Annotated in this window: 5 protein-coding genes; 4 read left to right on the plus strand and 1 reads right to left on the minus strand. The window is 68.7% G+C overall.

Features of this window, described 5'->3' with window-relative positions; translation table 11 throughout:
* The first annotated feature begins 610 nt into the window (after positions 1-610).
* From M8859_RS22875 to M8859_RS22885, 3 genes are all read left to right on the plus strand, one after another.
* Positions 611-1,495 (plus strand): hypothetical protein, encoded by an 885-nt coding sequence (locus M8859_RS22875; RefSeq protein ID WP_195071239.1) that lies wholly within the window; start codon positions 611-613, stop codon positions 1,493-1,495.
* Positions 1,496-1,628: 133 nt separating this feature from the next.
* Positions 1,629-2,207: a sigma-70 family RNA polymerase sigma factor gene (locus M8859_RS22880; protein WP_043687710.1), complete on the plus strand. Its 579-nt coding sequence runs from the start codon at positions 1,629-1,631 to the stop codon at positions 2,205-2,207.
* Positions 2,200-3,333 (plus strand): anti-sigma-D factor RsdA, encoded by a 1,134-nt coding sequence (locus M8859_RS22885; protein ID WP_249644137.1) that lies wholly within the window; start codon positions 2,200-2,202, stop codon positions 3,331-3,333. The genes M8859_RS22880 and M8859_RS22885 overlap by 8 nt, the downstream gene beginning before the upstream one ends.
* A gap of 222 nt (positions 3,334-3,555) precedes the next feature.
* On the opposite strand, the gene M8859_RS22890 is transcribed toward M8859_RS22885, so the two are convergent.
* Positions 3,556-3,969, minus strand: coding sequence for a DUF5319 domain-containing protein (locus tag M8859_RS22890; RefSeq protein ID WP_039795739.1), 414 nt, complete (start codon positions 3,967-3,969; stop codon positions 3,556-3,558).
* A 226-nt stretch (positions 3,970-4,195) separates the two neighbouring features.
* Here M8859_RS22890 and guaB point away from each other — a divergent pair, with 226 nt between their 5' ends.
* On the plus strand, positions 4,196-5,740 hold the full coding sequence (gene guaB / locus M8859_RS22895) for an IMP dehydrogenase (RefSeq protein ID WP_159923015.1): 1,545 nt from the start codon (positions 4,196-4,198) through the stop codon (positions 5,738-5,740).
* The last annotated feature ends 260 nt before the right edge of the window (positions 5,741-6,000 follow it).

The raw sequence follows: 6,000 nt of genomic DNA on the forward strand, positions 1-6,000 counted from the left end.
GAGCTCGTCAGCGTTGTCGAGCAGTTGTTCTGCAACAGTTGTGGGCCACGACGCCGTGTCGGCGGGGGTACCCGGAGGGCTCGCCCCTTCGTGGTCGCTGCAATTTCGCGCGGCGCCGTCCGTGGCGATGAGCTACGTTAGGTCCAGCCGCGAAATTCCGTCAATAGTTCCACGCAGCACTTTTCCAAATCTCGCGCTGCGAAATTTAACCTCCGAACTGTTTACTTTTCGCGTTGGTTCCGGCGATACTGTTCGGTTGGCCGGAGGTCGGTGGTTTCCGCTTGTGCCATGACGAGTCAAGTTTCTGCAGGTAGATGCGATTTACGGTGCGTGGGGCCGCTGCGGTGCGGATGCTGGGCGCACGGCGGCGGCGGCCCTGCCGCCCACGACGTTCCCTTCGCGCGGATCCGAAGATGGCGGAAACGGGGCGCGCAGGTTAATTACGCGAAACGCGCATGAATTCCCGGCGCGGCCGCTCGGTGATTGCCGGAGCTAGATTTACCTAATGGAAACATCGGCTCGGCGGCGGAAATGCCGGGCGGTTGCGGGTCGGCGGTCGATCACCTTTCGTCGTCTCCGGCCCGCGTACCGGGCGGGATAGAGTGCGCCCGTGTTCGCGCCCGCTCCGTTCGGAGATCCTCACGTCGCGGCCCTCGCCGAGGCCGCCTTCGGTGCCGACCCTGGTCGCGCCGCCGCCGAGTTGCCGCCCGCTTCGGACCCACTCGGCCGGTGGTATCGCGCGGTGGTCCTCGGCGGTCAGGGTCGTTATGCCGCGGCGCGCGTCGAATTGCGAAGGTTATGCAATCACAGCGCCGACCCCGTGCTCCTCTCACTGGCGGGAAGTACGGAGGGCTCTTTCCTTCGCCAGCTCGGGTGGCACGAGCGGGCGGCCGCGTTCGACGGGCGGGCCGCCGCGCTGCTGCTCGCCACCGACGCCGTGGCAGAGGACGAGACCGCAGGCGGTCCGTCGAACGGGCCGGGCGGCTACCTTCCCAGCCGCGCCGACGCGATCTGCGACGCCCTCACCGGCTTGGCCGCTGACGCGCTGGGAACCGGGCGGCTCGCGCTGGCCGATCGGCTGCTGCGGCGCAGCGCCTCGGCGGCACAGCGGTATCGGGCCGGTTGGCGTCCCGCGATCCGCCTGGGCTGGGTACGCGCGGAAACCGCGTTGGCGGCAGGTGATTTCGAGTCGGCCGCCGAGCACGCGTCGGTCGCGCTGGAGCTGGCCGATCGGTCCCCCTCGGTACGCCACCAGGTCAAGTCCCGCCTACTGGTCGCCGCGGCCGACGCGGCGCGCGGCGCGCGCGAACGATCCCGGGCCTCGGCCGAGGAGGTCGCCGAGCAATGCCGCGAGCACGGGCTGCTGCCGTTGCGGTGGGCTTGCGCCATGCTCCGCGCCGGATCGGGTGCCGAGAAAGCGGCGGCGGAAGCGGCCGAGTGTGCAGCGGTCATAACCCGCGCAGGCGGGGCATTGCGCCCCATGGATGGTTGGTAGCTGATCACGGAGACCACCGTGTTGCCCAGATCCCGCCGACGGGTCGCTATTGTTAGATCCGTTCCGCCCCTTCGGTGGAAGCACTGGTCGTCACCGGACCGTGCCACTTGTAACGCCAGGAATATCTCTGACGATGACGCACACGGGCGAAGAGTTGGACCTCGCCGTCGCTGCCGCTGCGCAGGGCGACAGATCCGCTTTAGCTCAGGTACTGGAGATGGTCCGCCCGCTGGTGGTGCGCTACTGCCGCGCGCGGATCGGAGCCGCGGAGCGTGGGCAGCTCTCCGCGGACGACGTTGCGCAGGAGGTTTGCCTGGCTGTGATGACCGCCTTGCCCAGGTATCAAGACCAGGGCAGGCCCTTCATGGCCTTTGTCTACGGGATCGCTTCGCACAAGGTCGCCGACGCTCATCGCAATGCCGCCCGTAACAAGGCGGAGGCGATGGCCGAAGTACCAGATGTCATATCCACCGACCAGGGACCGGAACAACGAGCTCTCGAATCCGAGACGAGCAGACAGATGAACCGTTTGCTCGCGACGCTTCCCGAGAAGCATCGAGAGATCTTGATCCTGCGCTTGGTCATGGGTTTGTCAGCGGAAGAAACCGCAGTCGCCGTGGGCAGTACGGCGGGTGCGATACGGGTGGCCCAACACAGGGCACTCGCGAAACTCAAGTCACAAGTGGCGAGGGCAGGTGAAATGTATGGCTAGGGATGGCGAGCGCGGTCGGGGTGACTGGAAGGCGCGGCTTGGATCGCGAAACAGCGGTCCCTACGCCGAGGCGTCCGGTGACAGCGACCCGGTCGACATCGCCGCGGTACGCCGCGACGATGCTCTGATCGACGCCATCGCCAGCGATGGTCCGGTGCACACCGACAGCGCCGAGGAGTATCAGCTCGCGACGCTGCTCGCGGATTGGCGAGCGGAGCTGACCGCGGCTCCGATGTCGGCCGAACCGGACCTGGATGCGATCGTGGCCGCGGTCAACCAGGAGATCGGCGCGCGGCAGGTTCGTATCGGGGCGCACAGCGGCGGGCGACTGAGGCTTCTGCGCCCGATCATGGGCACCGCGGCCGCACTGGCGCTGGTCTTCGGCGGCATGACGGCGTTCTCGTACAACGCGGAGCCGGGCGACCCGCTATGGCGGGTCAAGGAAGTCGTGTTCAGCGAACAGGCCCAGACAACCGTCGTGCAGCGGGCCGACGACGACCTGAGCCAGGCCTCCGCGCTGGTCGCGCAGAACCCGGAACAGGCGAAGGCGCGGTTGGAGCGCGCCAAGGAGAACGCCGCGCAGGTCAGCGATCCGGGCAAGCGCGCCGAGTTGATGACCGAGTGGGAGCGGCTGCTCGCGGAGCTGGGGAAGGTGTCGCCGGAACTGGCCCAACAGCTGGAGTCGACGGTGCCGAAGAGCACCGACCCGCGTGCCACCCCGGGCACCAGCGTCACCACGAAGCCCAATGCGACCGGCGGGTCCGCGACGATCATGCAGCAGCCGGGCGAGCAGACGGACAAGCCCTCGCCCACCGTGGACGCGACCGCGCCGAACGGCGGCGGCGCCACGAACGGCGGCGCGCCGACCACGGCGCCACCGGTTACCACGCCCCCGCCTGCGGCCACCACACCGCCGCAGGCGACCGTGGAGCCGACGGCTCCGCAGCAGCCGCCGGCCACGGATGTCCGGCCGCCCACAGCGGATCCGACGGTGGACACCGGGAATCCGACGGTGGCACCGCCGCCGCAGCAACCGGCCACCCGGCCGCCGACCCAGGGCCAGCCGCCGACTTTCAGCGTGCCGTCCTTCCCCAACCCGGGCTCGTTCTTGCCGCCCGGTAGGTAAGCGAACATCTCGGACGTACGACACGAACCGATCGCCGGCCAGGCGATCGGTTCTTTGTTCTTCTGACGCCGAAGGAGCCGGTCATCCGCGCTTCAGGCGGACGTCCGGCTCGTCGGGGTGCGTTGTCTGCTCGAACCGTGATCCTGTGCGTCGAAGATCACAGTGGCAAGCGCGAGATGCGCGGGCCGGGGAACGGCTCGCGCGCGTCTCGGGTCGGGCCGGTCAGCCGTCGAATCCGTCGAACCCGTCGCCGTGGAAAGCCTCGTTCATCGAGGCGTCCGCGTAGCCACGGCAGTAGTCCCAGGTGACGTACGCTTCCGGCGTCGGGTCGTAGGCGGGCTCGTGCGGGCGGACCGTGCCGTCGACCAGCAACTGGAGCAGGTTGGCGCGCAACATGTCCCAGTCGTGGTAATGGTCCTGCCTACAGTCTTCGCAGCTGACCACGAGTCCGCGGATCCCGCGGTGAGCCAGCAGCGCCTCGTAGACCGCGAGGTCGGCGAGATCCTCCTCGACCGCAAGGCGCTCGTGGGGATCCAGCGGTTCGCCGGGCTCGATGGCGTCGAGCGCGGCGGACGGGTCGGAGGGGTCTCCGGCGAACGGATCCGGCGGCAAGCCAGGTGGTAGATGGTCACGCACATCCCCACGGTACGCAGAACAGGGTGGTCTGCGCCAGCGATGCGGCCCGCCAGTTTCGGGGGTGGGCTCACTTCGTCGGCGAGTTCACCGGACAGATACCATGGAGCACAGGCTACGGCGGGTCCCGACATCACCGCCGCCGAACGCAACGTCCATCCCATCAGCCGTCACGGCGCCGGTCGCACCGGCGCCGGTCGCTATCGACGTCCAGGAGGGGTCGATCCGAATGAGTAATCCCGTAACGGGCGAACGAAGCGCAGTCCGCCCTCCTACGGGTGGCGACGATCCGAACAAGATCGCCATGCTCGGCCTCACATTCGACGATGTGCTGTTGCTGCCTGCCGCCTCGGATCTCATCCCCAGCTCTGTGGAGACCTCCAGTGTGCTGACCAGGGAGATCCGTCTGCGCACCCCGCTGGTCAGCTCGGCCATGGACACGGTGACCGAAGCGCGGATGGCGATCGCCATGGCCCGCGCGGGCGGCATGGGCGTGTTGCACCGCAACCTCTCGGCGGCCGACCAGGCTTCGCAGGTGGAGACGGTCAAGCGGTCCGAGGCGGGCATGGTCACCGACCCGGTGACCTGCCGTCCGACCGACACCCTCGCCGAGGTCGACGCCATGTGCGCCAGGTTCCGTATCTCCGGACTTCCGGTGGTGGACGAGACCGGTGCGCTTGTGGGCATCATCACCAATCGCGACATGCGTTTCGAGGTGGATCAGAACCGCCGCGTCGCCGACGTGATGACCAAGGCTCCTTTGATCACCGCGCAGGAGGGCGTGACCGCCGAGGCGGCGCTCGGGCTGCTGCGCAGGCACAAGGTGGAGAAGCTGCCGATCGTCGACGGCAACGGGCGCCTGCGCGGCCTGATCACCGTCAAGGACTTCGTCAAGACCGACCAGTACCCCAACGCCACCAAGGACCGTGACGGCCGCCTGCTGGTCGGCGCCGCGGTCGGCGTGGGCGAGGACGCCTGGTCGCGCGCCATGACGCTCGCCGACGCGGGCGTCGACGTGCTCGTGGTGGACACCGCGCACGGTCATCAAGCGCAGGTGCTGCAGATGGTGACCAAGGTCAAGACCGAGGTCGGCGACCGCATCCAGGTGGTCGGCGGCAACGTCGCCACCCGCGCGGGCGCGGCAGCCCTGGTCGAAGCGGGCGCGGACGCGGTCAAGGTGGGCGTCGGTCCCGGTTCCATCTGCACCACCCGCGTCGTCGCGGGCGTCGGCGCGCCGCAGATCACCGCGATCCTGGAGGCGGTCGCCGCGTGCAAGCCCGCGGGCGTCCCGGTGATCGCCGACGGCGGCATCCAGTTCTCCGGCGACATCGCCAAGGCCATCGCGGCGGGCGCGTCCACGGTGATGCTCGGCTCGTTGCTCGCGGGCACCGCCGAGTCGCCGGGCGAGTTGATCCTGGTCGGCGGCAAACAGTTCAAGAGCTACCGGGGCATGGGCTCGCTGGGCGCCATGCAGGGCCGCGGCCAGGCCAAGTCGTTCTCCAAGGACCGCTACTTCCAGGACGACGTGCTGGCCGAGGACAAGCTGGTCCCCGAGGGCATCGAGGGCAGGGTGCCGTTCCGCGGCCCGGTCAACCAGGTGATCCACCAGTTGGTCGGCGGCCTGCGCGCCGCCATGGGCTACACCGGCTCGCAATCGATCGCGCATCTGCAGGAGGCTCAGTTCGTGCAGATCACCGCGGCGGGCCTCAAGGAGAGCCACCCGCACGACATCACCATGACCGTCGAGGCCCCTAACTACACCGGACGGGGCTAGTCCGGCTACGTTCATGTACAGGACCAACCGGTCCGTGCATGATTGAGCTTGCCCACCGGCTGTGGCGGTGAGCAACCTGCGCGGTAGTTGGCGGTTCATTCGTGCTGCCCACCTGCCCCCACAAGTAACCACTGGAGGCGCGAGTCCTACGAGCGCCGTTCGCGGCCTGGCTCGTTGTCCGAGTGGGCGAAGCGCATGCGCCGGAGGCGCGAGCCTCGCCCGCTCGGACAACGAGCCGCCAACGGGCCCGAATACGCAGC

Source organism: Nocardia sputi (assembly GCF_023501985.1).

Excerpts from the sequence above, each read along its gene's own strand:
- M8859_RS22880 (WP_043687710.1), top strand. The coding sequence starts at position 1,629 with ATGACGCACACGGGCGAAGAGTTGGACCTCGCCGTCGCTGCCGCTGCG.
- M8859_RS22885 (WP_249644137.1), top strand. The coding sequence starts at position 2,200 with ATGGCTAGGGATGGCGAGCGCGGTCGGGGTGACTGGAAGGCGCGGCTT.
- guaB (WP_159923015.1), top strand. The coding sequence starts at position 4,196 with ATGAGTAATCCCGTAACGGGCGAACGAAGCGCAGTCCGCCCTCCTACG.